Below are 25,596 nucleotides of genomic sequence, written 5' to 3' on the forward strand. Positions count from 1 at the left end.
GCGCCCCGAGGCCCCACCACCGACCGGCCGCCCGAGTTTTCCACAGGGAGGCCGAGAGGTTGTCCACAGCGGTTGACACCTTACGACGGCCGTCTCACCATGGAATCGCACGGACCGAACGATCGGTCGGGAGATGGCTCACGCAGAGCCCGAGGTCGAGGGGGACCGCATGGCGACAGCAGCCGCGCACCAGACGGCCCGCACACAGCGGTACGGCGGCCGGGAGGCCGCCGCCGGCGAGCAGGACGCCTACCAGCGCGCCTTCGACGCCGCGGTGGCCGCCGACGAACGCATCGAGCCCCGCGACTGGATGCCCGAGGCCTACCGCGCGACGCTGGTCCGCCAGATCGCCCAGCACGCCCACTCCGAGATCATCGGCATGCAGCCGGAAGCCAACTGGATCACGCGCGCGCCCTCCCTGCGCCGCAAGGCCATCCTCATGGCGAAGGTCCAGGACGAGGCGGGCCACGGCCTGTACCTCTACAGCGCGGCCGAAACGCTCGGCACGGGCCGCGAGGAACTGCTGGACAAGCTGCACACCGGCCGCCAGAAGTACTCCTCGATCTTCAACTACCCCACTCTGACCTGGGCCGACGTCGGCGCGATCGGCTGGCTGGTGGACGGCGCCGCGATCACCAACCAGGTCCCCCTGTGCCGCTGCTCCTACGGCCCGTACGCGCGCGCCATGGTCCGCGTCTGCAAGGAGGAGTCCTTCCACCAGCGCCAGGGGTACGAACTGCTGCTGGCCCTCAGCCGCGGTACCCCGGAGCAGCACGCGATGGCCCAGGACGCGGTGGACCGCTGGTGGTGGCCCTCGCTGATGATGTTCGGCCCGCCCGACGACGAGTCCGCGCACTCCGCGCAGTCGATGGCCTGGAAGATCAAGCGGCACTCCAACGACGAACTGCGCCAGCGCTTCGTCGACATCTGCGTCCCGCAGGCGGAGTCCCTCGGCCTGACCCTCCCCGACCCGGACCTGAAGTGGGACGAGGAGCGGGGCCACCACGACTTCGGCCCGATCGACTGGACGGAGTTCAAGGAGGTCCTCAAGGGCAACGGTCCGTGCAACGAGCAGCGGATCACCCAGCGCACCCGGGCGCACGAAGAGGGCGCCTGGGTCCGGGAGGCCGCCGCGGCCCACGCGGCCAAGCACAGCGGTGAGAGCCGCGAGGACCGTGAGAGCCGCGGGACAGGAGCGAAGCAGGCATGACGAACACCGACTGGCCCCTGTGGGAGGTCTTCGTGCGCTCCCGCCGCGGCCTCTCCCACACCCACGCCGGCAGCCTGCACGCGCCGGACGCGGAGTTCGCCCTGCGCAACGCCCGCGACCTGTACACCCGGCGCGGCGAGGGCGTCTCCATCTGGGTCGTGCCCTCCGCCTCGATCACCGCCTCGTCACCGGACGAGAAGGACCCGTTCTTCGATCCGTCCGCCGACAAGCCGTACCGGCATCCCACGTTCTACGAGATCCCGGAGGGGGTGAAGCACCTGTGACCACGTCCGCGCACACCGACACCGCCGCGCTCGCCCTCGGCGACGACGCCCTGGTGCTCTCCCACCGCCTGGGCGAGTGGATGGGCCACGCACCCGTCCTGGAGGAGGAGGTCGCTCTCGCCAACATCGCCCTCGACCTGCTCGGCCAGGCCCGCATCTTGCTGTCGATGGCCGGCGACGAGGACGAACTGGCCTACCTCCGCGAGGAACGCGCCTTCCGCAACCTCCAGTTGGTGGAGCAGCCCAACGGCGACTTCGCCCACACCATCGCCCGCCAGCTCTACTTCTCCACCTACCAGCACCTGCTGTACGACCGACTGGCCACCGGGGGCGGGCCGTTCGCGGGGCTCGCGGCGAAGGCAGTCAAGGAGGTCGCCTACCACCGTGACCACGCCGAGCAGTGGACCCTGCGCCTCGGCGACGGCACCGAGGTCAGCCACGAGCGGATGCGACTGGCCTGCGACGCCCTGTGGCGGTTCACCGGCGAGATGTTCCAGCCGGTGGAGGGCGTCGGCACGGACCTGGCCGGCCTGGAGACGCCCTGGCTGGAATCGGTCGGGGCCGTGCTCGGCCGGGCCGGACTGGAGACGCCCGAAGGACCGCGGACCGGGTCGTGGCGCGCGGGCGCGGGCCGCCAGGGCCTGCACACCGAGTCCTTCGGGCGGATGCTCGCCGAGATGCAGCATCTGCACCGCAGCCACCCGGGGGCGTCATGGTGACCCTCACCCCGCTGGAGGCGGAACTCCTCGCGGTCGCCGGTTCCGTGCCCGATCCCGAGCTGCCCGTGCTCACCCTCCAGGAGCTGGGCGTCCTGCGCGCGGTCCATGTGCGGGACACCGACGCCGTCGAGGTCGAGCTGACCCCGACCTACACCGGCTGCCCGGCCGTGGAGGCGATGTCCATGGACATCGAGCGGGCACTGCGCGACCACGGCGTCCGCGAGGTCACCGTGCGCACGGTGCTCAGCCCCGCCTGGTCCACGGACGACATCTCCGCCGAAGGCCGCCGCAAGCTGCGGGAGTTCGGCATAGCGCCGCCCCGCGCCCAGCGAACGGCCGGACCGGTCGGCGTCACCCTGGGACCGACCCGCACCGCCGAGCAGGCCCCGGTCAGCTGCCCCCACTGCGGCTCGGCCGACACCGAACTGCTCAGCCGTTTCTCCTCCACCGCCTGCAAGGCCCTGCGGCGCTGCCTGACCTGCCGTGAACCCTTCGACCACTTCAAGGAGTTGTGATGGCCCGCTTCCACCCGCTCCCCGTGGCCGCGGTGGACGCGCTCACCGACGACTCGGTGGCCCTCACCTTCACGGTCCCCGCCGCGCTGCGCGAGGAGTACCGGCACGCGCCGGGCCAGCACCTCGCCCTGCGGCGCAGGACCGACGGGACCGAGATCCGGCGGACGTACTCGATCTGCTCGCCCGCGCCCGAACCCGGCGGCGCAGGACCGAGCACCCTGCGGGTGGGCGTGCGACTGGTCGAGGGCGGCGCCTTCTCGACGTACGCGCTCAAGGAGATCAACATCGGGGACGAGCTGGAGGTGATGACCCCGGCGGGCCGGTTCACCCTCGACCCCGCACCCGGGCTGTACGCGGCGATCGTCGGCGGCAGCGGAATCACCCCGGTGCTGTCGATCGTCGCCACCCTGCTGGCGCGCGAGCCCGCGGCCCGGTTCTGCCTCGTCCGCAGCGACCGTACGGCCGCGTCGACGATGTTCCTCGAGGAGGTCGCCGACCTCAAGGACCGGTATCCGCAGCGGCTGCACCTGGTCACCGTGCTCTCCCGCGAGGAGCAGCAGGCCGGGCTGCCGTCCGGGCGCCTGGACCAGGAACGGCTGACCGCGCTGCTGCCGGCGCTGCTGCCCGTGGCGGACGTGGCGGGCTGGTTCCTGTGCGGGCCGTTCGGGCTGGTGCAGGGCGCGGAGCGGGCACTGCGGGACATCGGCGTCCCCCGCTCCCGCATCCACGAGGAGATCTTCCACGTGGACGTCACCGCCACCGCGCCCACCACCTCCGCCCCCGCGCACAGCACGGTGACCGCCCGGCTCGACGGCCGGGGCGGCAGCTGGCCCGTGGCGGACGGCGAGTCGGTCCTGGAGACGGTGCTGCGCAACCGGCCCGACGCGCCCTACGCCTGCAAGGGCGGGGTGTGCGGGACCTGCCGGGCCTTCCTCGTCTCCGGCGAGGTGCGCATGGACCGCAACTTCGCGCTGGAACCGGAGGAGACGGAGGCCGGCTTCGTGCTGGCGTGCCAGTCGCATCCGCTGACGGAGACGGTGGAGGTGGACTTCGACCGGTGAACCGGTGAACCGGGAACCGGCGGAACCGGCGGCAACCGCGGAACCGGCGAAGGTGGCACGGCGCCCGCCTTTCCCGTTCCCTTCTTCTGGAACCTGTTCTATCTTGACGGACCGTCAGATCAGCTGACCCGTCGGGAGGACAGGCCGTGGACTTCACCTTCACCGAGGAGCAGCAGGCCGCCGCCGAGGCCGCGCGGGGCGTCTTCACCGGCGTCGCACCGGACGGCGTACCCAGCCCCGCCTTCACCAGGGGCGCCGTCGCCGACGACTTCGACCGGGCGCTGTGGGCCAGGCTCGCCGACGCGGACCTGCTGAGCCTGCTGCTCGACGAGGACCACGGCGGGGCCGGCCTGGACGCCGTCGCCCTCTGCCTCGTGCTGCGGGAGTCGGCAAAAGTCCTGGCCCGCGTCCCGCTCCTGGAGAGCAGCGCCGCCGCGGCCGCCGTACAGGCCTACGGCGGGTCCGAGGCGAAGTCGGCGCTCCTCGCGCGGGCCGGCCGGGGCGAGACCGTCCTGACCGTCGCCGCGCACGGGCGCACCGGCCACGACTCCGCCGAACTCGCCGTGACCGCCCGGCAGGACGGCGCGGAGTGGGTGCTGGACGGGGTACAGACGGCGGTGCCCTGGGCGTACGACGCCGACCTCGTCCTCGTGCCCGCGCACACCGGGGACGACCGAAGCGTCCTCGCACTGGTCCCCCGCGGACACGAGGGAACCTCGCTCGCCGAGCAGATCTCCACCACCGGCGAGCGCCTGGGCGAACTGCGCCTCGACTCGGCGCGCGTCCCCGGCCGGGACGTCATCACCACCGACGGCGCCTGGGAGTGGCTGCGCGGCCTGCTGACCACCGGCACCTGCGCCCTGGCACTCGGTCTCGGCGAACGCGTCCTGCGGATGACCAGCGACTACGCCGGACAGCGGGAGCAGTTCGGGCACCCGATCGCCACGTTCCAGGCGGTCGCCGTGCAGGCCGCCGACCGGTACATCGACCTGCGCGCGATGGAGGCCACCCTGTGGCAGGCCGCCTGGCGGCTCGACTCCGGCGCCCAGGGCGCCCTGCCCGCCTCCGGCGACATCGCCGTGGCCAAGATCTGGGCCTCGGAAGGCGTACGGCGGGTGGTGCAGACCGCGCAGCATCTGCACGGCGGCTTCGGCGCCGACGTCGACTACCCGCTGCACCGCTACCACGCCTGGGCCAAACACCTGGAGCTGTCCCTCGGCCCCGCGGCGGCGCACGAGGAGGCCCTGGGCGACCTGCTGGCCGCCCACGCTCTCAGCTGAGCCCGTCCGTAGGGCCGCAGGGGCCTGCGTGACTACAGGACGAAGCCGGGCTGCCCGTCGTCGGTGACGACCGGGCGGCCCACGGCGGACCAGTGCTGCATGCCGCCGTCCACGTTCACCGCGTCGATGCCCTGCTGGGCCAGGTACATGGTGACCTGGGCGGAACGCCCACCGGAGCGGCAGATCACATGGACCCGCCCGTCCTGCGGCGCCGCCTCGGTCAGCTCGCCGTAGCGGGCGACGAACTCGCTGATGGGGATGTGCAGTGCCCCTTCGGCATGGCCGGCCTTCCACTCGTCGTCCTCACGGACGTCCAGCAGGAAGTCGCCGTCCTTGAGGTCTTCGACCCCGACCGTGGGCACACCAGCTCCGAAACTCATACCCCCGACGCTACCGGACACCGCACACCCCACTGCCAGACCCTGCCGGCCGACGACGGCCCAGAACCGACGGACCTGGGCCTGTCGTCACATTCCCGTCCGCCTCGCGATGCCATGCACGCGCACGCTCTCTCACTGCCTCAAGGACGTGGGAGGTGAGGTGCCCCCACTCGCCGCACCTGGTACCGACCCACGTACAACCAGTCCGAAGGCCTGAGCCCGGCGCTCCCCCAGCCTTCGGCGCGGGGGAACCCCCAGAGCAAGCGCCTGACGCCGCGAGGCCCGCCCTCCGGGCGCACGACGGGAATGTGACGACAGGCCTAGCCCACCAGCTCCGCCAGCTCGGCCTCCCGCTTCGCCACCTCGGCCAGGAGCTGGTCTGCGATCTCTTCAAGGAGCCGGTCGGGGTCGTCCGGCGCCATCCGCAGCATGGCGCCGATCGCACCCTCCTCCAGCTCCCGGGCCACCAGCGCCAGCATCTCCTTGCGCTCGGCGAGCCACTCGAGGCGGGCGTACAGCTCCTCGCTGGGGCTCGGCCGCCGCTCCGCGGGGACCGGACCGGCCGCCCACTCGTCGGCCAGCTCGCGCAGCAAGGCCTCGTCGCCCCGGGCGTAGGCGGCGTTGACCCGCGTGATGAACTCCTCGCGCCGGGCCCGCTCCGCGTCCTCCTGTGCCAGGTCGGGATGGGCCTTGCGGGCCAGCTCGCGGTAGAGCTTGCGGGCCTCGTCGCTGGGCCGCACCCGCTGCGGGGGCCGCACCGACTGGTCCGTGAGCATCGCCTCGGCCTCGGGGAACAGCCCGTTCTCGTCCATCCAGCCGTGGAACAGCTCCTCGACCCCGGGCATCGGCATCACTCGGGCCCGCGCCTCGGCCGCCTTGCGCAGGTCCTCCGGGTCGCCGGTGCGGGCGGCCGTGGCCTCGGCGATCTGCGCCTCCAGCTCGTCGAGCCGGGCGTACATCGGACCGAGTTTCTGGTGGTGGAGCCGCGAGAAGTTCTCGACCTCGACGCGGAAGGTCTCCACCGCGATCTCGAACTCGATCAACGCCTGCTCAGCGGCCCGCACGGCCTGCTCGAGCCGCTCCTCGGGCCGCGACTGCTCAGCTTCGGGGGTCGTCACCCGACCAGCGTAGGCCACCCCCGAGGCGGACCCCGCTCACCGTGGGATTCCCCGGCCCTCCGGGCAGTCCACCGCCACCCACTCCGCCTCCAGGTCCCGGCAGACCACGATGAGCGTGCCAGGGCGGCAGGCCAGCTCGTGGGCGCAGCCGGCGGGGTGGGGGAGGATCTCGTCGAGGATCACCTCGCCGAGGTCGTCGAGGGCACAGTCGTCGAGGGAGCAGACGCCGAGGGCGTCGGCCCGGAAGCGGGAGACGCCCGAGTAACGGACGACCAGGTCCTCGTCGTGCTTCCAGCAGTTGTGCCCGAAGCGGATCTCCAGGTCCTCGTCACCGGTCCGGCGGGCCTCCCGCGGCAGAAGATCCTTCACGCACCGCCTGCCGGAGAAGTCGTAGTGGTCCGGATCGGTGGCGAACGCGCGTGCCCCCGGCGGGAGTCGCCCGCCCAGCACCGGCAACCGCTCCAGGTACGGACCCGGATCGAGGATCCCGGTGAGGTCACCGGCCCGCCCGTCCAGCTCGACGTACTTCACCGCACACCCCTCATATCGCGCTCACACCCCCACCTCGGCCGCGATCCTCCCCGTCCGTACCGCCGTCACCAGCTCGGCGTGGTCAGCCTCCGTGCGGTCGGCATAGGCCACGGCGAAGGACGCCATCGCCTCGTCCAGTTCCTCGTTCTTGCCGCAGTAGCCGGCGATGAGCCGCGGGTCGGCGCTGTGCGAGTGGGCACGGGCCAGCAGTGCGCCGGTCATGCGGCCGTAGTCGTCGACCTGGTCGGCGGCGAGGGCGGCGGGGTCGACGCTGCCCTTGCGGTTGCGGAACTGGCGGACCTGGAAGGGCCGGCCCTCGACCGTCGTCCAGCCCAGCAGGATGTCGCTGACGACCTGCATGCGCTTCTGCCCGAGGACCACGCGCCGTCCCTCGTGCTCGACGGCCGGAGTCCCGAAGCCGGCGCTCGCCAGGTGCGGCACCAGCACCGAGCCCCGAGCCTCCTTCACCTGGAGCACCAGCGGCTCGCCCCGGTGGTCCAGCAACAGGACGACGTAGGACCGCGCCCCCACGCTGCCCGTGCCGACTATGCGGAAGGCCACGTCGTGCACCGCGTGCCGGGCCAGCAGGGGCAGCCGGTCCTCCGGCAGCGTGGTCACGTACTGCTCGAGTGACACGGCCACCGCCGCGGCCTCGGCGTCCGGGACCCGCCGCAGCACCGGCGCCGCGTCGACGAAGCGGCGCCCGCCCTCCGGGGTCGGCTCGGTCGACTTCGCCGCGAACCGGCCGCTCGTGTTGGCCCGCGCCTTCTCCGAGACCCGCTCCAGCGTGCCCAGCAGGTCGTGGGCGTCGGTGTGCGAGACGAGTTCCTCGTCGGCGATGGCGTTCCACGCGTCCAGCACCGGAAGTGTGGCCAGCAGGCGCATCGTCCGGCGGTAGGCGCCGACCGCGCCGTGCGCCGCCTGGCGGCAGGTGTCCTCGTCGGCGCCGGCTTCCCGGCCCGCGAGTACCAGGGACGCGGCGAGCCGCTTGAGGTCCCACTCCCAGGGGCCGTCGACCGTCTCGTCGAAGTCGTTCAGGTCGATGACCAGGCCGCCGCGGGCGTCGCCGTACAGGCCGAAGTTGGCCGCGTGCGCGTCGCCGCAGATCTGCGCCGTGATGCGGGACATCGGGGTGCGGGCCAGGTCGTACGCCATGAGCCCCGCCGAGCCCCGCAGGAACGCGAACGGGGTGGCCGCCATCCGCCCCACCCGTATCGGCCTGAGTTCGGGGATACGGCCACGGCTGGACTCCTCGACGGCCGTCACCGCGTCCGGGCGGGAGGCGTCCAGGTCGAGCCCGGCGTGCGACGCGCGCGGCACCCCGCGGCGCAGGGCCTTGCCCTCCTCCTTCGGCGACCCCGGGGCGGGCCACTCGGCGAACCCCCGCACCCGGGGAAGTCGCCGCCCCGCACCCGCGGTCACCCGCGCATCCGTATCCGCATCAGACATCCCGTCCGCGCCCGTCGTCCCGCCCACCCCAGCACCGACCTCTGTCACCACGACCGCCTCCCCCGCCCACGGACGAACATCAACTCGTGCAGACCGTACCGCCGCCGGCCGAATCCCGTCAGACCCTGTGGATAACCAGGGACCACCCCACACCGCCCGCGGCCGCCATCCCCGCTCACCACACACGAGGCACCTCCACGACCACCTCCGTCGCCCGCCCACCGGACTGCTCACCCGCAGCGCTCCGTCCAGCGCGGCCACCCGCCGCCACACCCACGACAACCCCGACCCTCCATCACCTACACCCCCACTCCCGTCCCTCCCCGCGGCCCCGCCCACCCCCTCGTCCCGCACCACCGCCCGGAGCCGCTCCAGCCGTACCGTCGCGCCCGACGCCCCACCGTGCTTCGCGACGTCCGTCAACGCCTCGGCCACCGCGGAGTACACGGCCGCCTCCACCACGGCCGGCGCCCGCGGCCCGCCGGGCCACGACCCTCCAGCCCTTGCACCTCCACCCCCACCGGCCCACAGCTCCCGGCCGGCGCCCGCACCGCCCCGACCAGCCCCCGGTCAGTGAGGATCGGCGGATGGACCCCCCGCACCACGTGCCGCAGTTCCATCAGCGCCTGCTCCGTCTGCTCCGTCTGCTCCTGCGCGTCGGACATCGACCTGCGCGCGCCCGCCGGGCAAGCCCGATCCGCACCGAGAGGGCGATCAGCCGCGTCCTGCCGTTGTTGTGGCCGCTCGGGCTGGCGTCGACGCGGTCGGGTGCGGGCTGCTGCGCCGGAGCTCCCTCGTGCTGTCGCTGATCGTGCGGTCACGGACCTGGAGGCGCGGTGGTCGTCCGCACTGCTCAGGCCCGCCCCGAAAGCCCGGCTGGCGGCACGCGTGCGTGCCCTCACCGAGACGCGGGCGGGACGCGATCGCCGCCCACAGTGCCGAGTTGCGCCGCATCGAACGGGAACTGCACGACGGGACGCAGGCGAGCGTTCCGGGATCGCGGACGGCCGTGCGCAGACGCTGGCGCAGCGGTCCGGTGAGCGGCTCGTAGGCCTCGAGGATCGCCCGCCCCGGCCGGTCCGGGCGGACGGCCTGGCGGCGCTTGGCGCCGGCGATGCGCCGCAGCGGCAGCACCGTCTGCGGCCGCAGCCACGCGCCGACGACGGCGGGGGTGCCGACGGCCGTCAGCAACAGCACGGTGGCGAACAGAAGCGAGCCGAAGGTCATCGCCGCGGCGAGCGCCAGACTGCCGATGGCCCGCCGGGCCGCCCGGCTCGCCCGGCCCGCCGGATGGTTTGTCCCATCCGTCTCACGCTGGGTCACGCAAGGGACAGCCGCAGGAGTGCAGACCTCGGCCCCACGGTGTGGCGCGCTACACCCCGCGCCACCGGCCCGGCCCGCGCTCCGTCACCGCGTCCGCACCTCGCGCCCTCTTGCCCCTCCCCGCCATCCGTGAGATACCTCACGCGCGCGAGAACGCCTCCGGACATGCGAAAGCCCCGGAGGCCGGAGCCTACGGGGCTTTCAACTGTGCGCGAGGGGGGAGTTGAACCCCCACGCCCTTTCGGGCACTGGAACCTGAATCCAGCGCGTCTGCCTATTCCGCCACCCGCGCATTGGGTGTGTCTTCGTGCTGTGGGCCTTGTGGCCTGGCGCCTTCCGACACGCAGAACATTAGCACGCGGGCCAGGGTGCGTTCACATCCCTTCTTCCGGGGCAGAGGTCACCGCGAGAGGCCCGCGGCAACCTCCGTAGGTCTCGGCGACGACCGGTTCACGTATCAACCTCGTACCTATGGCGGCCGTCTCCCCAGGAGCCGGGCCAGCTCCACAGTCAGGTGCGGGACACTGGTCCTCGGCCACCTCTACGATCCTGGGCAGAAGGACGAGTAGAAGTACGAGCGGACGTGCGAGCGGATGTGCGAGCGGACGTACGAGCGCGAGCCCGTACGGAAGCACGCGTCGGAAGCGGCATCGGAAGCATGCATCGGAGGCACATAGCTGATGCACACAGCTGATGCGCGTAACCGATGCACATATCGGAAGCACGTGGAGAGGCCCGTACAGAACCGGATGGAGAGGACGCCGTCGACACCCGTCGGCGGGGCCGACAGGGGGAACCAGCCGATTCACCGGCGCGTGGATACGATCAGTAAGCAGTACCAGGTAAGCAGCACGACACGGGACGCAAGTCACGACGGAGGAGGTGCCCCATGGGAGTCCTGAAGAAGTTCGAGCAGCGTCTCGAGGGTCTGGTCAACGGCACCTTCGCCAAGGTGTTCAAGTCCGAGGTGCAGCCCGTCGAGATCGCGGGAGCGCTCCAACGCGAGTGCGACAACAACGCGACCATCTGGAACCGCGACCGGACCGTCGTACCCAACGACTTCATCGTGGAGCTGAGCACGCCGGACTACGAGCGGCTCAGCCCCTACTCCGGCCAGCTCGGCGACGAACTGGCCGGCATGGTTCGCGACTACGCGAAGCAGCAGCGCTACACCTTCATGGGACAGATCAAGGTCAACCTGGAGAAGGCGGACGATCTCGACACCGGTCTGTACCGCGTGCGAAGCCGGACACTCGCCTCCTCCACCAGCGGCCCGCAGGCGCCCGAGCGCGCGCCCGCCGGCGGGCAGCGGCCCGGCGGTTACGGCTATCCGCCCGCGGCCGGCGGAGCGGCGGCCGCGCCCCCCATGCCTGCCGCACCCCCGCCCGGCGCGCCCGCCCGCCCCGGCGGATACGGCTACCCGCCCGCGGCCGGCGGTCAGCGCCCCGCGGCGGGCGGCGGACTGGCGGGCGCCGCGGCGCCCGGGTCCCGTACCCGCCACTGGATCGAGATCAACGGCACCCGCCACCAGATCTCCCGCGCGACGCTCGTGCTGGGCCGCAGCACCGAGGCCGACGTGCGGATCGACGACCCCGGCGTCTCGCGCCGGCACTGCGAGATCCGGACCGGAACACCCTCGACGATCCAGGACCTCGGGTCCACCAACGGCATCGTGGTGGACGGGCAGCACACCACCCGCGCTACGCTCCGCGACGGCTCGCGGATCGTCGTGGGCAACACCACCATCATTTACCGGCAAGCCGAAGGGTGAAGCGGGGGCAATGTCAGAGCTGACCCTCACGGTCATGCGGCTGGGTTTTCTGGCCGTACTGTGGCTGTTCGTGATCGTGGCCGTGCAGGTCATCCGCAGCGACCTGTTCGGTACGCGTGTCACCCAGCGCGGTGCGCGCCGGGAGGCGGCCCGACCGCAGCAGGCCCAGCGCCAGGCGCCCCCACCACAGCGCCAGCAACCCGCGGCGGGGGGCGGGCGCAGGGGGCGCAACGCACCGACGAAGCTGGTCGTGTCCGAGGGCACCCTCACCGGCACGACCGTCGCGCTCCAGGGCCAGACCATCAGCCTGGGCCGCGCGCACGACAGCACCATCGTGCTGGACGACGACTACGCATCCAGCCGCCATGCCAGGATCTATCCGGACCGCGACGGCCAGTGGATCGTCGAGGACCTGGGCTCCACCAACGGCACGTACCTCGACCGAACGCGGCTGACGACTCCCACACCGATCCCGCTGGGCGCGCCGATCCGTATCGGCAAGACCGTCATCGAGCTGCGGAAGTAGTGCTACATCATGAGTGAGCGCGAGCGGAGCGAGCACGCCAGGTCGGCCGGCACCCAGGGCCCCGGCGCGCTCCCGACCGGAGGGTGGGCAGTGTGGCTCGACACGACCGGCTGTACCCGGGGCCGACGGGCGAGGTGGGCATGAGCCTGTCACTGCGCTTCGCCGCCGGATCGCACAAGGGCATGATCCGGGAGGGCAACGAGGACTCCGGTTACGCCGGTCCGCGCCTGCTCGCCATCGCCGACGGCATGGGCGGCGCCGCCGCCGGTGAGGTCGCCTCCTCGGAGGCCATCTCCACCATCGTCGCCCTCGACGACGACGTGCCCGGCTCCGACGTCCTCACCTCGCTCGGTACGGCCGTACAGCGCGCCAACGACCAGCTGCGCTCGCTGGTCGAGGAGGACCCGCAGCTGGAAGGCATGGGCACCACGCTCACCGCGCTGCTGTGGACCGGTCAGCGGCTGGGGCTCGTGCACGTCGGCGACTCGCGCGCGTACCTGCTGCGGGACGGCGTACTGACCCAGATCACGCAGGACCACACCTGGGTGCAGCGCCTCGTCGACGAAGGCCGGATCACCGAGGAAGAGGCCACCACCCACCCGCAACGCTCGCTCCTGATGCGCGCGTTGGGCAGCGGTGAGCATGTGGAGCCCGATCTGTCGATCCGTGAGGTCCGGGCCGGCGACCGCTATCTGATCTGCTCCGACGGCCTGTCCGGCGTCGTCTCGCACCAGACGCTCGAGGACACCCTCGCCAGCTACCAGGGCCCGCAGGAGACCGTGCAGGAGCTGATCCAGCTCGCACTGCGCGGCGGTGGCCCCGACAACATCACCGTGATCGTCGCCGACGTTCTGGACCTGGACACCGGGGACACCCTCGCCGGGCAGCTGTCCGACACCCCGGTCGTGGTCGGCGCCGTAGCCGAGAACCAGCTCCAGCTGCACGACAACGGCATCATGCAGACCCCGGCCGGCCGCGCCTCCGGCCTCGGCCGTCAGGGCCGCGGGCAGGGCGGTGGCGGCGAGTTCGGCCCGCCCGGCTCCGGCGACGTCACCGGCTTCATCCCCACCGACGGCTTCGGCGACTACACCGACGACGACTTCGTCAAGCCACGCAAGGGCAACCGGTGGCTGAAGAGATCCCTGTACGGCGCCCTCGCGCTCGCCGTCATCGGCGGCGGGCTCTACGCGGGGTGGCGCTGGACGCAGACCCAGTACTACGTCGGCACCAGGGGCGAACACGTCGCGCTGTACCGGGGCATCAGCCAGGACCTGGCCTGGGTCTCGCTCTCGAAGGTGGAGAAGGATCACCCCGAGATCGAACTCAAGTACCTGCCGCAGTACCAGCAGAAGCTGGTCGAGGCGACGATCGCCGAGGGCGGCCTGTCCACCGCCCAGAAGAAAATCGACGAACTGGCCGTGCAGGCGTCCGCATGCCGCAAGCAGGCGGAGTCGACCACCGCGGCCCCCAGTTCGGCCGGTTCCACTGCCGATGAGGGCGAGGCAGGCGGCACCACGGGAACCACTCCCGTCTCCCTCACGTCCAAGGCAACGCCGACCCCGACCCCGTCGGGATCGGCACCGTCCCCGTCCACGTCTCCGTCCACGTCAGCGACCGCCACTCCCGGCCCCGGCCCCAGCCTCTCGGAGGATGAGCAGAAGGTCGTCTCGCTGTGCGGTAAGCAGTAGGCAAGCCGTGAGAGGCCCCGACACACGATGAGCAGTACAACCAATTCGCCGACGCACCACACGTCCACGATCGGCTCGATCGGCACGCCGAGCCGGCGCAACACCGAGCTGGCGCTGCTCGTGTTCGCCGTCCTCATTACGGTGTTCGCCTACGCCAACGTGGGCCTCGCCATCAACGAGGAGGTGCCGTCCGGCCTGCTCAGCTACGGTCTGGGCCTCGGCCTGCTGGCCGGCGTCGCCCACCTGGTCGTCCGCAAGTTCGCGCCGTACGCCGACCCGCTGCTGCTGCCACTGGCGACTCTGCTGAACGGCCTCGGACTCGTGGCCATCTGGCGGCTGGACCAGTCGAAGCTGCTCCAGTCGATCCAGCAGGCCGGCAACGCGGCGCCCCGCCAGCTGATGTACACGGCGATGGGCATCGCTTTCTTCGTCGTGGTGCTGATCTTCCTCAAGGACCACCGCGTCCTTCAGCGCTACACCTACATCTCCATGGTGGGCGCGCTGGTACTGCTGCTGCTGCCGCTGGTGCCCGGTCTCGGCCGGAACATCTACGGCGCCAAGATCTGGATCCAGGTCGGCAGTTTCAGCATCCAGCCCGGTGAGTTCGCCAAGATCGTGCTGGCCATCTTCTTCGCCGGCTACCTGATGGTGAAGCGGGACGCGCTCGCCCTCGCCAGCCGCCGCTTCATCGGCCTGTACCTGCCGCGTGGCCGCGACCTCGGCCCGATCCTGGTCGTCTGGTTCATCTCGATCCTGATCCTGGTCTTCGAGACGGACCTCGGTACCTCACTGCTGTTCTTCGGAATGTTCGTCATCATGCTGTACGTCGCCACCGAGCGGACCAGCTGGATCGTCTTCGGCATGCTGATGTCGGCGGTCGGCGCGGTCGGCGTGGCGAGTTTCGAGCCGCACGTCCAGCAGCGTGTCCAGGCCTGGCTCGACCCGATGAAGGAGTACACGCTCTCCCGGCAGGGCCAGGCAGGCCACTCCGAGCAGGCGATGCAGGCACTCTGGGCGTTCGGCTCCGGCGGCACCCTCGGCACCGGCTGGGGCCAGGGCCACTCCGAGCTGATCCGCTTCGCCGCCAACTCCGACTTCATCCTCGCCACCTTCGGCGAGGAGATCGGCCTGGCCGGTCTCATGGCGCTGCTGCTGCTGTACGGCCTGATCGTCGAGCGCGGTGTACGCACCGCCCTCGCCGCCCGTGACCCGTTCGGCAAGCTGCTCGCCATCGGTCTGTCCGGCGCGTTCGCCCTCCAGGTGTTCGTCGTGGCCGGCGGTGTGATGGGCCTCATCCCGCTGACCGGCATGACGATGCCGTTCCTGGCCTACGGCGGTTCCTCCGTCATCGCCAACTGGGCCCTGATCGGCATCCTGATCAGAATCAGCGACACCGCGCGCCGTCCTGCCCCGGCGCCCGTATCCAACCCCGACGCCGAGATGACCCAGGTGGTCCGCCCGTCATGAACAAGCCGCTGCGCCGGATCGCGATCTTCTGCGGACTCCTGATCCTCACCCTCCTCATCCGCGACAACTGGCTTCAATACGTCAAGGCCGACACCCTGGCCTCCGACGACGAGAACCGCCGCGTCAACATCGCCCGCTACGCCACTCCGCGCGGGGACATCATCGTCGACGGCAAGGCCATCACCGGCTCGGTCGAGAACACCAGCGGCGACTACAAGTACAAGCGCACCTGGACCAACGGCCCCATGTGGGCGCCGGTCACCGGGTACTCCTCGCAGGCCTTCGGCGCCAACCAGCTGGAGAAGCTCGAGGACGGCATCCTCACGGGCAACGACGACCGGCTCTTCTTCCGCAACACGCTCGACATGATCACGGGCAAGGCGAAGGAGGGCGGCAGCGTCGTCACCACCCTCAACGCCGCCGCGCAGAAGGCCGCGTACAAGGGTCTGGGCGACAAGAAGGGCGCCGTCGCCGCGATCGACCCGGCCACCGGCAAGATCCTCGCGCTGGTCTCGACGCCGTCGTACGACCCGTCGAAGTTCGCCGGAACGTCTGACGAGGACGCCAAGGCGTGGAACGCGGTCCAGAAGAAGAACAACCCCGACGACCCGATGCTGAACCGGGCGCTGCGCGAGGTCTACCCGCCGGGCTCCACCTTCAAGGTGGTCACCGCGGCCGCGGCGCTGGAGAACAAGCTCGTGTCCGGCATCGACGACGCCACCAAGACGCCGGACCCGTACCAGCTGCCGAAGACCACCACCGATCTCACCAACGAGCACGGTGACTGCGAGAACGCCACCCTGAAGTACGCGCTCATGGTGTCCTGCAACACCGTCTTCGCGAAGATGGCCGACAGCGTCGGCAACGAGAAGATGATCGAGCAGGCGGAGAAGTTCGGCTTCAACAACAAGGAGCTGGACACCCCCGTCCGCGCCTCCGAGAGCGTCTACCCCCAGGACAACGAGCCGCAGAACGCCATGGCCGGCATCGGCCAGGCCTCCAACCGGGCCACCCCGCTCCAGATGGCCATGGTCGCCTCGGCCATCGCCAACGACGGCAAGCTGATGAAGCCGTACATGGTCGACCAGCTCAAGGCCGCGAGCCTCGACACCATCGCGACGACCGAGCCGGAGGAGCTGTCCCAGGCGGTGTCCTCGGAGACCGCGCAGAAGCTCCAGCAGATGATGGAGACGGTCGTCAACGACCCGCAGGGCACCGGCGGCAAGGCCAAGATCTCCGGCGTCACCGTCGGCGGCAAGACCGGTACCGCCCAGCACGGCCTGAACAACAGCGAGAAGCCGTACGCCTGGTTCATCTCCTACGCGAAACTGGCCGACGGCAGCTCGCCGGTCGCCGTCGCGGTCGTCGTCGAGGACGGCGCGGCCAACCGTGGCGACATCAGCGGTGGGGGTCTCGCCGGCCCGATCGCGCGGGACGTGATGAAGGCAGTCATCGACAGCAACAAGTGACCCCCATCACGTCGCCTACACATCGGTGCACGTTGCGATACCGGTCCGGTATCGGGTGACGGGCTTGGCCAGGTCACACAGCGCCGTCCGGGTACGGTATGCCCGGACGGCAGCCGCCGACCGCACACGTGTGCCGGTCGGGACCGACGGAGAGGGCTGGTAGGTAGCTATGGAAGAGCCGCGTCGCCTCGGCGGCCGGTACGAGCTGGGCCATGTGCTCGGCCGTGGTGGCATGGCCGAGGTCTACCTCGCGCATGACATCCGCCTCGGCCGCACCGTGGCGGTGAAGACGCTGCGTGTGGACCTCGCGCGCGACCCTTCCTTCCAGGCCCGGTTCCGCCGGGAGGCCCAGTCGGCCGCTTCGCTCAACCACCCCGCGATCGTCGCTGTCTACGACACCGGCGAGGACTACATGGACGGGGTCTCGATCCCGTACATCGTCATGGAGTACGTCGACGGCTCCACGCTCCGCGAACTGCTCCACTCCGGCCGCAAGCTGCTGCCGGAGCGGACGCTGGAGATGACCATCGGCATCCTCCAGGCCCTTGAGTACTCGCACCGGGCCGGCATCGTGCACCGCGACATCAAGCCGGCGAACGTCATGCTGACGCGCAACGGCCAGGTCAAGGTCATGGACTTCGGCATCGCCCGCGCCATGGGCGACTCCGGCATGACGATGACGCAGACCTCGGCCGTCATCGGCACCGCCCAGTACCTCTCGCCGGAGCAGGCCAAGGGCGAGCAGGTCGACGCCCGCTCCGACCTGTACTCGACGGGCTGTCTGCTCTACGAGCTGCTGACCGTACGGCCGCCGTTCGTCGGCGACTCCCCGGTCGCGGTCGCCTATCAGCACGTCCGCGAGGAGCCCCAGGCGCCCAGCGTCTTCGACCCCGAGATCACGCCCGAGATGGACGCGATCGTGTTGAAGGCCCTCGTCAAGGACCCCGACTACCGCTACCAGTCCGCCGACGAGATGCGTGCCGACATCGAGGCCTGCCTCGACGGCCAGCCCGTCGCGGCCACGGCGGCCATGGGCGCGGTCGGCTACGGCGGCTACCCGGACGACCAGCCGACGACCGCGCTGCGCTCCGCGGACGGCGGCGCGACCTCGATGCTGCCCCCGATAAGCCCGGACGACGGCGGCTTCGGCTACGACGACCGTCCCGACCGGCGCCGACAGAAGAAGTCCAACACCTCGACGATCCTGCTGGTCGTCGCCGCCGTGCTGGTCCTCGTGGGCGCGATCCTGATCGGGAAGTGGGCGTTCGACGGCAAGGGCGCGGGCAATGACACGGTGTCGGTGCCCAGCCTGATCGGAAAGACCCAGGCCGAGGCCACCCAGCAGTTGACCAACGTCGACCTCAAGGTCGGGACCGTCACGCAGAAGCCCTGCGAGGACCAGGCCAAGGGCAACATCTGCGACCAGGACCCCGACCCCAAGACAGAGGTCGCAAAGGACTCCACCGTCAACCTGGTGGTGTCCACGGGGGCGCCGAAGGTGGCCGTGCCGAGCGTCCTCGGCAAGAGCCTCGACGATGCCAAGACGCTCCTCGAGGGCGACCAGTACCAGCTGGTCGTCGAGACCAAGGACGAGATCTCCACGGAGGAGCCCGGCACCGTCCTGGACCAGGACCCGAAGCTGGGTTCCGAGGTCGAGAAGGGCTCGAAGGTCACCCTCACCATCGCCAAGGCGGAGGACAAGGCGACCGTCCCCGACGTCCTCAACCAGAGCTGTGACCAGGCCAAGGCCCAGATGGAGGCCAACAACCTGGTCGGCAACTGCGTCGAGGTCGAGACCCAGGACCCGAACCTGGTCGGCAAGGTCCTCGGGACCACGCCGGAGGCCAACTCGAAGGCCACCAAGGGCTCCCAGGTCCAGATCCAGATCGGCAAGGCGCCCGCGAACCAGCAGACGCAGGTGCCGGGCAACCTCCAGGGTCAGAGCCTGAAGGACGCCAAGAAGGCGCTCCAGGACGCGGGACTGAACGTCGGCAACATCACCGGCTCCAACGACGACAACGCCACCGTCATCAACTCCGACCCGGCCCCGGGCAGCACGGTGAACAAGGGCCAGACGGTCAACCTGGTCACCCTCGGCGGCAACAACGGGAACGACAACGGGGGCAACAACGGAGGGACCGTCTTCTTCGGCGGGACATCCGGATAGCCGGCGGGCTCCAAGCAAAGAGGCCTCGGGCCCTGCCGGACCGTCCGTCCGGCAGGGCCCGAGGCCTCTGCTCATGCTCAGCAGATCCGGGCGCTCCGCGTCAGCGCAGTTCCTCCGGCGGCGTCCGGTCCGCGTCCACCTTCTCCACGCGCTCCAGCTCGCCCCACACCACGTACCGGTACCGGCTCGTGTAGACGGGCGTGCAGGTGGTCAGGGTGATGTACTTGCCGGCCTTCTTCTTGCCGGACTCCTTCGGGACCGCGCCGAGCACCTCGACGTTGTACTTCGAGGTCTCGGCGAGGACGGCGTACACCTTGTAGACGTACCAGTTGTCCTTGGTCTCGAAGACGATCGGGTCGCCCTCGTCGAGCTTGTCGATGTTGTGGAACTTGGCGCCGTGGCCGTCGCGGTGCGCGGCGAGGGAGAAGTTGCCGTCCTTGCCGCTGGTCGGGAGCGTGGCCTTGACGGGGTCGGTGTAGTAGCCGGCGACGCCGTCGTTGAGGATCTTCGACGTGGTGCCCTTCTCGACCAGGACCTCGCCGTTCTTCATGGCGGGCACGTGCAGGAAGCCGATGCCGTCCTTGGTGTCGAGCGCGCCCGGTCCGGTGTTCTCCTGCGCCCAGGTGTCGCGGACCTTGTCGCCCTGCCGGTCCGCCTTGCGGTCGGCGACCACGTTGGTCCACCACAGGGAGTAGACGACGAAGAGGCCGAGCAGCAGCCCGGCCGTGATGAGGAGTTCCCCGAAGACGCTGACCGCCAGGGCGATCCGGCCGCCGCGCCGCCGCGGGGGCGGGGAGGAGGCGGCCCGCTCGCCGCTGTGCTCTTCGTGCTCGGTGTCGCCGGTGGTCGCTGCCACGTTCACTCTGCCCCTACTCGACTGCACGCCTACTCGACGAGCGCATCCGGCTTGCCCTTGCTGCGCGGCCGTTCCTCGACCATCTTGCCCCAGACGATCATCCGGTACTTGCTGGTGAACTCCGGCGTGCACGTCGTCAGCGTGATGTACCGGCCCGGCCCGGTGAATCCGGAGTCCGGCGGCACCGGGTCGAGGACGCTCACGTTGCTCGGCGAGGTCACCGGCAGGATCGACGCCATCTTGTAGACGAAGTACTCGTCCTGCGTCTCGACGACGATCGCATCGCCGGGTTCGAGCCTGTTGATGTACCGGAAGGGCTCACCGTGCGTGTTGCGGTGGCCCGCGAGCCCGAAGTTGCCGGTCTTCGCGTCGGGCATGGCGGTCTTCAGCGCGTCCTCGCCGTAGTGCCCGACCATGCCCTTGTCGAGCACCTTCTTGTTGCTGATGCCCTCGGCGATCGGCACCACCACGTCGAGCTTGGGGATGTGCAGGATGGCGAAGCCCTGTCCCGGCGAGAAGGTGCCCGGGTTGCGCTTGCCGCTCGCCCAGTCGTCCTGGAGGCTGCTCGCCTCCCTGTCCGCCTGCGCGTGCGCCCGGACGTTCGTCCACCACAGCTGGTAGGTGACGAAGAGGAGCATCAGCACACCGGCGGTGATGAACACCTCGCCGACCGCCCGGCTGGCGACGACCGCCGCGCTCGGCTTGCGCGCCCGCGCCTGCCGGCGGGCCTCCACCCGCGAGAGCGGCCTTCCCACCGATCCGGGAGGACCCTCAGGACCGCCATGAACCCCGTGATCCCCGTGATCCCTGCCATGGCCCCCATGGCGCCCGTGGCGGCCCTTGGCGGCCTTTCTGCGGGCCGCACGGCCCCCTGCCGGGGTTCCCGTGAGAGGAGGGGCCGTTGAGGCTCCAGAAGCGGATATGGACTCGCCGCCGAACACGAACCCGGGCGGCGGCGGCACTCGCAGCGCCACCGTCTCCTCGTCGATGGGAGCCTCGTACGGCTCGCCGCCGTACAGGTCCTCGCGCTCGGGGCGAACTGCGGTCACGCCGTGGCCCTGCCCACCACCGGGGCGAGCCCCGCCGACCTCGCCACGGCACCCTGGTCGCCGCACTCCGCCAGCCAGTTGGCCAGCATCAGGTGCCCGTGCTCGGTGAGCACCGACTCCGGGTGGAACTGAACGCCCTCGACGGGCAGTTCACGGTGGCGCAGACCCATGACGATGCCGTCCTGCGTACGGGCCGTGACCTCCAGCTCGGCCGACACCGTCGCCGGCTCGGCCGCGAGCGAGTGGTAGCGGGTGGCCGTGAAGGGCGAGGGCAGCCCCGCGAAGACGCCCTGGCCGCCGTGCTCCACCAGCGAGGTCTTACCGTGCAGCAGCTCCGGCGCCCGGTCCACCACACCGCCGTACGCCACCTGCATCGACTGCATGCCCAGGCACACGCCGAAGACGGGCACGCCGGTGCTCGCGCAGTGGCGGACCATGTCGACGCAGACGCCGGCCTCCTCGGGGGTGCCGGGGCCCGGGGACAGCAGGACGCCGTCGAAGCCGTCCTGGGCGTGCGCCGTCGACACCTCGTCATTGCGCAGGACCTCGCACTCGGCGCCCAGCTGGTACAGGTACTGGACCAGGTTGAAGACGAAGCTGTCGTAGTTGTCGACGACGAGAATGCGCGCGCTCACTGGTTGTCCACCGTCACATCGTTGAAGGGAAGCAGCGGTTCGGCCCACGGAAAGACGTACTGGAAAAGGACATACACCGTGGCCAGCACCAGCACGATCGAGATCAGCGCCTTGAACAAGGCGTTTCCCGGCAGATGCCGCCAGATCCAGCCGTACATGCCGTCCCTTCCGTCGCACCACGGCACCAGACTCACGCCGTACGTCACCAGACTAACGGCGGAGAGCCTTCGGTCTGCCTGCCTCCACAGGCTGTGTGGAGTCCAGGTGCGCCCAGACGATCAGCCGGTGACTGTGCCCCCACTCGGGATCGCACGTCGTCAGCGTCAGATAGCGTCCAGGACGCGTATACCCCGACTTACGTGGCACAGGGTCGATCACCTCGACGTCCGTGGGCACTGTTTTGTACGGCCCTTGATCGATCCGATACGTGAACCAGGTCGTGCCGTCCGTCAGCACCACCGCGTCCCCGCGCCGCAGCCTCGGGAAGTCCTTGAAGGGGTCGCCGTAGGTCCGCCGGTGACCTGCGACGGAGAAGTTACCGCTCTGCCCGAGCCGCGCGGTGCCGGCGTAGTGGCCGAGCCCCTTCTTCAGAGTCCCGGCGGCGGTCCCTTCGAGCACCGGCTTGTTCCACGTGAAACCAAGCCGCGGGATGTACATGATCGCGAAGGGTTTCCCCTTCGTGTACGGCGTCGGCGGCGCCTGGCTCGCGGAGGCGCGGGGCGCGGCGGCGGGCTCCTGCGCCCACTGCTGCTGGAGGCTGGCGACCTGGTCGTCCATGACGCGGTCGGCCTGCACGCCGGTCCAGAAGAGCACGTGGACGACGAAGAGGACGATCACGGCGCCGACGGTGATGAACAGTTCGCTGAGGGTTCTGACGATCACGCGCACCGGCGGCTCCCGAGAGGCGGCTGGTCCGGCTACTCCACTGGCTTCGCGTAGTGCAGATCCACTGTGCCCGAGTAGCCGGGAAGAGTCACCGTGCCGTCCTCGGTGACTTTCCAGCCGAGCCCGTAGACGTTGACGTACACCATGTAGTTCTGGATCGCCTTGGAGTCCGCGAGCGCCTGCTGGAGCTTCTCCGGGTCCCCGACCGCCTGGATCTTGTACGGCGGGGAGTAGACGCGGCCCTGGAGGATCAGGGTGTTGCCCACGCAGCGCACGGCGCTGGTGGAGATCAGCCGCTGGTCCATGACCTTGATGCCCTCGGCGCCGCCCTGCCAGAGGGCGTTCACCACGGCCTGGAGGTCCTGCTGGTGGATGACCAGGTAGTCGGGCTGCGGCTCGGGGTAGCCGGGAAGTTTGGCGGTGGCGTTCGGCGGGGCGTCGTTGAGCGTGACGGTGACCGCGCGGCCCTTGACCTTGCGGGTGCCCGCCGCGTCCTCGAGCCGGGTGAGCTTCTCGTCCTCGGCCCGGGTACTGCCGTCGTCGGCCTCGGCCAGTGACTCGACCTGGTCGCGCAGGGCCGCGTTGGACTCGTCCACCTGGCCGTTCTTGTGACTGCGCTCCTGGATGAGGTCGGACAGCTTGAGCAGGGAGGCGTCCGTGCGGATATTGGTGCCCTTGGCGGTGTCGAAGCTGGTGAAGAAGATGAGACCGGCGAGGGCGAAGACACCGGCGGTGAGCACACGGACCGGCCGGAAACGCGAACGGCGGCGGCCAGGAGCGGACCCCGTTGAACCTGTCCCGGGGAAGTCGGCAGAATTGCTCAACGTACCCTTATCTCCTTCGGCGCCGTAGAAGCACTACGCTAACGGACGCCCGGGGGAGCAGGTCAGTGTCCCCTTGTACGCTGCCCCGAGCCCGACCCAGTACCCTGCGCGGCCACGCAGCGCATCGACAGGAGAGACCCTCGTGCCGAAGTCACGTATCCGCAAGAAGGCCGATTACACGCCGCCGCCTGCGAAGCAGGCGACCGCCATCAAGCTCAACAGCCGTTCCTGGGTCGCGCCGGTCATGCTGGCCATGTTCCTCATCGGACTCGCCTGGATCGTCGTGTTCTACGTGACCGACGGCTCGCTGCCCATCGACGCTCTGGGCAACTGGAACATCGTGGTCGGCTTCGGCTTCATCGCCGCCGGCTTCGGCGTCTCGACCCAGTGGAAATAGCTCTCGGAGCACCTCTCCCCAGGGGTATCCACTGAGTTATCCACAGCAGTTTTCCACAGTGGGGAAAAAGAACGACCATCTGTGGATAACCTCTCGGATGTTGACGCCGGTGTGAAGAACGGCCAACACTCGAAAACCTGTTCGCCCCCTGCCTGACCTGCGGAAACACGGGTCGGTGACAGGGGGCACAGTTGTTCCCGCACGGTATGCACAAGATCGGGCACTCGCTGTGGACAACCCGGTGTCCGGCGCCGCGCTCAGGTGAGCTGGGCGGTCCTCAGGAGCGTGACCACCACGACCGCGGCCAGCACCAGCGCACAGGTGCCGTACTGGACCAGGGTCCGCCGGTCGCGGGGGGCGTGGACCATGGCGAGACCGATGACGGCACCGCCGACGAGGCCGCCGATGTGGGCCTCCCAGGAGATGTTGCTCCACCCGAAGGTGATGATCAGCGTGATCACCAGCATCGCGACGACCGGCCGCATGTCGTAGCGCTGCCGGCGCATCAGGACCGCGAGGGCGCCGAAGACACCGAGGATGGCGCCCGAGGCCCCGAGCGAGGGCGCGTTGGGTTCGTTGAGCAGGTAGGCCAGCGCTCCGCCCGACAGACCGGACAGCAGGTAGAGGGCGAGATAGCGGGTGCGGCCGAGCGCCTCCTCCACGTACCGGCCGATGAACCAGAGGCTGAGCATGTTGGAGAAGATGTGGAAGTAGTCCAGGTGCATGAACATCGAGGTCAGCAGCCGGTACCACTGCCCCTCGGCGACACCCTGCACCGATCCCAGCTCGGGCACGTACGCCAGCCCCAGCAGGCTGAACCGGTCGGTGAACCGGTCCCCGACGGCCATCTGCACCACGAACACCGCGACACAGAGGCCCATGAGAACCTTAGTGACCAGGTGCGGGTCGGCCTCGACAGTGCCGCCCGCGAGGGTGCGGGGCCGATTCGCCTCCGGCGCGTGCCCCGTGCCGGAGCCGCCCCGCACACACTCCGGACACTGGAAGCCGACGGAGGCGCTCACCATGCACTCGGGGCAGATCGGACGCTCGCAGCGCGTGCAGCGCACGCCGGTCTCGCGGCCCGCGTGCCGGTAGCAGACCGGCACACCGCTCTGGGCGTCATCCGGCCGGCTGCCTGGCGCCTGATCCATGGGCTCCCCCGATCTCTTCGTGAACAAGGCCGTGCCCCGACCGTCCTTACGGACGAGCGGGGCAATTGGTTCCCGCGGCGAACCAGGCGCCGACCTGCGTGCGGCCCGATGCGCGGCCCGGCGCCCAGGGCAGAAGGCCCGGCACTCGGAAGAGGAGCTATCGCTTCTCGACGACGACCGACTCGATGACGATGTCCTTCAGCGGACGCTTGGTGCGCGGGTTGGTCTGGACGCCCGCGATCGCGTCGACGACCTTCTGGCTCGCCGGGTCGGTGACCTCGCCGAAGATGCTGTGCTTGCGGGTCAGCCAGGCCGTCGGGGAGACGGTGAGGAAGAACTGCGAGCCGTTGGTGTTCGGCCCGGCATTGGCCATCGCCAGCAGGTACGGCCGGTCGAAGCGCAGGTCCGGGTGGAACTCGTCCTCGAACTGGTAGCCGGGCCCACCGGTGCCGTTGCCCAGCGGGTCACCGCCCTGGATCATGAATCCGCTGATCACCCGGTGGAAGACCGTGCCGTCGTAGAGCTTGGCCGAGGACTTCTCGCCGGTGGCGGGGTGGGTCCACTCCCGCCCGCCGGTGGCAAGGTCGACGAAGTTCTTGACCGTCCTGGGCGCGTGGTCCGGGAAGAGCCGGACCTCGATGTCGCCCTGGCTGGTCCTCAGGGTGGCGTAGAGCTGCTCAGCCACGATCTGCCTTCCGTTGTCTTCCTGTGCTCATCGATCCTCGCACGCCCACGGCGGGCCGTCGCCCGGCCGCCGCCGCATGCACAGGAACCGCCCACTTCGCGTACGGAAAAGCGCCGGACCCGTCCGGGACGGGGGCAAGGCGGGCCGATCCGTGGC

The 25,596-nt window shown here is 70.3% G+C and carries 26 protein-coding genes and 1 tRNA gene; 13 read left to right on the top strand and 14 right to left on the bottom strand.

Annotated features, from left to right (window positions below; all coding sequences use genetic code 11):
• Positions 1 to 169: 169 nt before the first annotated feature.
• The 6 genes from paaA (at position 170) to ACFWJX_RS10940 (ending at position 5,069) form a co-directional block, all read left to right on the top strand.
• Complete coding sequence (gene paaA / locus ACFWJX_RS10915) at positions 170 to 1,210, top strand: 1,2-phenylacetyl-CoA epoxidase subunit PaaA (protein ID WP_383240803.1); 1,041 nt, start codon at positions 170 to 172, stop codon at positions 1,208 to 1,210.
• The gene (paaB, locus tag ACFWJX_RS10920; RefSeq protein WP_383240043.1) at positions 1,207 to 1,494 is read left to right on the top strand and encodes a 1,2-phenylacetyl-CoA epoxidase subunit PaaB; all 288 of its coding nucleotides are present in this window, start codon (positions 1,207 to 1,209) and stop codon (positions 1,492 to 1,494) included. Before paaA ends, paaB begins: the two co-directional genes overlap by 4 nt.
• Positions 1,491 to 2,213, top strand: coding sequence for a 1,2-phenylacetyl-CoA epoxidase subunit PaaC (gene paaC / locus ACFWJX_RS10925; protein ID WP_383240046.1), 723 nt, complete (start codon positions 1,491 to 1,493; stop codon positions 2,211 to 2,213). The genes paaB and paaC overlap by 4 nt, the downstream gene beginning before the upstream one ends.
• Positions 2,207 to 2,728: a 1,2-phenylacetyl-CoA epoxidase subunit PaaD gene (gene paaD, locus ACFWJX_RS10930; protein WP_383240049.1), complete on the top strand. Its 522-nt coding sequence runs from the start codon at positions 2,207 to 2,209 to the stop codon at positions 2,726 to 2,728. The genes paaC and paaD overlap by 7 nt, the downstream gene beginning before the upstream one ends.
• Positions 2,728 to 3,789: a 2Fe-2S iron-sulfur cluster-binding protein gene (locus ACFWJX_RS10935; RefSeq protein ID WP_383240051.1), complete on the top strand. Its 1,062-nt coding sequence runs from the start codon at positions 2,728 to 2,730 to the stop codon at positions 3,787 to 3,789. The genes paaD and ACFWJX_RS10935 overlap by 1 nt, the downstream gene beginning before the upstream one ends.
• Before the next feature lie 146 nt (positions 3,790 to 3,935).
• A complete protein-coding gene (locus ACFWJX_RS10940) occupies positions 3,936 to 5,069 on the top strand; it encodes an acyl-CoA dehydrogenase family protein (protein ID WP_383240054.1) in 1,134 nt (377 codons plus the stop codon).
• Positions 5,070 to 5,101: 32 nt separating this feature from the next.
• Here ACFWJX_RS10940 and ACFWJX_RS10945 read toward each other — a convergent pair whose 3' ends face one another.
• From ACFWJX_RS10945 to ACFWJX_RS10970, 6 genes are all read right to left on the bottom strand, one after another.
• On the bottom strand, positions 5,102 to 5,431 hold the full coding sequence (locus ACFWJX_RS10945) for a rhodanese-like domain-containing protein (protein ID WP_383240805.1): 330 nt from the start codon (positions 5,429 to 5,431) through the stop codon (positions 5,102 to 5,104).
• A gap of 338 nt (positions 5,432 to 5,769) precedes the next feature.
• Complete coding sequence (locus ACFWJX_RS10950; protein ID WP_383240057.1) at positions 5,770 to 6,567, bottom strand: J domain-containing protein; 798 nt, start codon at positions 6,565 to 6,567, stop codon at positions 5,770 to 5,772.
• A 36-nt stretch (positions 6,568 to 6,603) separates the two neighbouring features.
• Positions 6,604 to 7,098, bottom strand: coding sequence for a hypothetical protein (locus ACFWJX_RS10955; RefSeq protein ID WP_383240060.1), 495 nt, complete (start codon positions 7,096 to 7,098; stop codon positions 6,604 to 6,606).
• A 21-nt stretch (positions 7,099 to 7,119) separates the two neighbouring features.
• Entirely contained in the window at positions 7,120 to 8,547 is a 1,428-nt protein-coding gene (locus tag ACFWJX_RS10960) for a DUF2252 domain-containing protein (protein ID WP_383240063.1), read from the bottom strand.
• Positions 8,548 to 9,261: 714 nt separating this feature from the next.
• Positions 9,262 to 9,870 (bottom strand): hypothetical protein, encoded by a 609-nt coding sequence (locus ACFWJX_RS10965; RefSeq protein WP_383240066.1) that lies wholly within the window; start codon positions 9,868 to 9,870, stop codon positions 9,262 to 9,264.
• 208 nt (positions 9,871 to 10,078) lie between these two features.
• A tRNA-Leu gene (locus ACFWJX_RS10970) sits at positions 10,079 to 10,162 on the bottom strand.
• A gap of 597 nt (positions 10,163 to 10,759) precedes the next feature.
• Here ACFWJX_RS10970 and ACFWJX_RS10975 point away from each other — a divergent pair.
• The 6 genes from ACFWJX_RS10975 to pknB all read left to right on the top strand — a co-directional run bounded on the left by ACFWJX_RS10975 (position 10,760) and on the right by pknB (position 18,958).
• Positions 10,760 to 11,641 carry an FhaA domain-containing protein gene (locus tag ACFWJX_RS10975; protein WP_383240068.1) on the top strand — a complete coding sequence of 294 codons (882 nt, stop codon included), beginning with the start codon at positions 10,760 to 10,762 and terminating at the stop codon, positions 11,639 to 11,641.
• A 10-nt stretch (positions 11,642 to 11,651) separates the two neighbouring features.
• Entirely contained in the window at positions 11,652 to 12,167 is a 516-nt protein-coding gene (locus ACFWJX_RS10980; RefSeq protein WP_383240071.1) for an FHA domain-containing protein, read from the top strand.
• 92 nt (positions 12,168 to 12,259) lie between these two features.
• Positions 12,260 to 13,855, top strand: a complete 1,596-nt coding sequence (locus ACFWJX_RS10985; protein ID WP_383240073.1) for a Stp1/IreP family PP2C-type Ser/Thr phosphatase — start codon at positions 12,260 to 12,262, stop codon at positions 13,853 to 13,855.
• A gap of 27 nt (positions 13,856 to 13,882) precedes the next feature.
• The gene (locus ACFWJX_RS10990; RefSeq protein WP_383240075.1) at positions 13,883 to 15,322 is read left to right on the top strand and encodes an FtsW/RodA/SpoVE family cell cycle protein; all 1,440 of its coding nucleotides are present in this window, start codon (positions 13,883 to 13,885) and stop codon (positions 15,320 to 15,322) included.
• Positions 15,319 to 16,791 carry a peptidoglycan D,D-transpeptidase FtsI family protein gene (locus tag ACFWJX_RS10995; RefSeq protein WP_383240078.1) on the top strand — a complete coding sequence of 491 codons (1,473 nt, stop codon included), beginning with the start codon at positions 15,319 to 15,321 and terminating at the stop codon, positions 16,789 to 16,791. Before ACFWJX_RS10990 ends, ACFWJX_RS10995 begins: the two co-directional genes overlap by 4 nt.
• Positions 16,792 to 16,960: 169 nt before the next feature.
• Positions 16,961 to 18,958 carry a Stk1 family PASTA domain-containing Ser/Thr kinase gene (gene pknB, locus ACFWJX_RS11000; RefSeq protein ID WP_383240080.1) on the top strand — a complete coding sequence of 666 codons (1,998 nt, stop codon included), beginning with the start codon at positions 16,961 to 16,963 and terminating at the stop codon, positions 18,956 to 18,958.
• Between the two features lie 100 nt (positions 18,959 to 19,058).
• On the opposite strand, the gene ACFWJX_RS11005 is transcribed toward pknB, so the two are convergent.
• From ACFWJX_RS11005 to ACFWJX_RS11030, 6 genes are read right to left on the bottom strand one after another with little or no spacing between them, the layout of a single operon-like run.
• Positions 19,059 to 19,814: a class E sortase gene (locus tag ACFWJX_RS11005; RefSeq protein ID WP_383240083.1), complete on the bottom strand. Its 756-nt coding sequence runs from the start codon at positions 19,812 to 19,814 to the stop codon at positions 19,059 to 19,061.
• 29 nt (positions 19,815 to 19,843) lie between these two features.
• Entirely contained in the window at positions 19,844 to 20,941 is a 1,098-nt protein-coding gene (locus ACFWJX_RS11010) for a class E sortase (protein ID WP_383240808.1), read from the bottom strand.
• Positions 20,860 to 21,498 (bottom strand): aminodeoxychorismate/anthranilate synthase component II, encoded by a 639-nt coding sequence (locus ACFWJX_RS11015; RefSeq protein ID WP_383240086.1) that lies wholly within the window; start codon positions 21,496 to 21,498, stop codon positions 20,860 to 20,862. The genes ACFWJX_RS11010 and ACFWJX_RS11015 overlap by 82 nt, the downstream gene beginning before the upstream one ends.
• The gene (locus ACFWJX_RS11020; RefSeq protein ID WP_383240089.1) at positions 21,495 to 21,656 is read right to left on the bottom strand and encodes a hypothetical protein; all 162 of its coding nucleotides are present in this window, start codon (positions 21,654 to 21,656) and stop codon (positions 21,495 to 21,497) included. Before ACFWJX_RS11020 ends, ACFWJX_RS11015 begins: the two co-directional genes overlap by 4 nt.
• A gap of 52 nt (positions 21,657 to 21,708) precedes the next feature.
• Positions 21,709 to 22,386, bottom strand: coding sequence for a class E sortase (locus tag ACFWJX_RS11025; RefSeq protein ID WP_383240091.1), 678 nt, complete (start codon positions 22,384 to 22,386; stop codon positions 21,709 to 21,711).
• A gap of 29 nt (positions 22,387 to 22,415) precedes the next feature.
• Positions 22,416 to 23,207, bottom strand: coding sequence for a DUF881 domain-containing protein (locus ACFWJX_RS11030; protein WP_383240094.1), 792 nt, complete (start codon positions 23,205 to 23,207; stop codon positions 22,416 to 22,418).
• A 142-nt stretch (positions 23,208 to 23,349) separates the two neighbouring features.
• Here ACFWJX_RS11030 and crgA point away from each other — a divergent pair, with 142 nt between their 5' ends.
• On the top strand, positions 23,350 to 23,604 hold the full coding sequence (gene crgA / locus ACFWJX_RS11035) for a cell division protein CrgA (protein WP_383240097.1): 255 nt from the start codon (positions 23,350 to 23,352) through the stop codon (positions 23,602 to 23,604).
• A 257-nt stretch (positions 23,605 to 23,861) separates the two neighbouring features.
• Here crgA and ACFWJX_RS11040 read toward each other — a convergent pair whose 3' ends face one another.
• Both ACFWJX_RS11040 and ACFWJX_RS11045 read right to left on the bottom strand, forming a co-directional pair.
• Complete coding sequence (locus tag ACFWJX_RS11040) at positions 23,862 to 24,755, bottom strand: rhomboid family intramembrane serine protease (protein WP_383240100.1); 894 nt, start codon at positions 24,753 to 24,755, stop codon at positions 23,862 to 23,864.
• A gap of 157 nt (positions 24,756 to 24,912) precedes the next feature.
• Positions 24,913 to 25,440, bottom strand: a complete 528-nt coding sequence (locus ACFWJX_RS11045) for a peptidylprolyl isomerase (RefSeq protein ID WP_383240103.1) — start codon at positions 25,438 to 25,440, stop codon at positions 24,913 to 24,915.
• Between the last annotated feature and the right edge of the window lie 156 nt (positions 25,441 to 25,596).

Source organism: Streptomyces sp. NPDC058335, from assembly GCF_042723915.1.
Classification (GTDB): Bacteria; Actinomycetota; Actinomycetes; order Streptomycetales; family Streptomycetaceae; genus Streptomyces.